The following is a 254-nucleotide window of genomic DNA, read 5'->3' on the forward strand; positions in this document are numbered from 1 at the left end:
GTTTTGAGATACTTCGGCCGGCGACTTTCACTCACACAAACCAGCAAGTGGCGTCCCCTAGGGGATTCGAACCCCTGTTACCGCCGTGAAAGGGCGGTGTCCTGGGCCTCTAGACGAAGGGGACGTGAAGTCTCAATCGCAAGACGCCTTGCTATTTACTTTTCATCAGACAATCTGTGTGAGCACTACAAAGAACGTTTCTTTAAGGTAAGGAGGTGATCCAACCGCAGGTTCCCCTACGGTTACCTTGTTAC

General features: G+C 51.6%; 1 tRNA gene. It reads right to left on the reverse strand.

The features are described 5' to 3' along the window. Positions 1-48 precede the first annotated feature (48 nt). Positions 49-124: transfer RNA gene (locus NNO08_RS23070), tRNA-Glu, on the reverse strand. Positions 125-254: the final 130 nt, after the last annotated feature.

The sequence above is a fragment of the Citrobacter sp. Igbk 17 genome, assembly GCF_028069775.1.
Lineage (GTDB): Bacteria > Pseudomonadota > Gammaproteobacteria > Enterobacterales > Enterobacteriaceae > Citrobacter.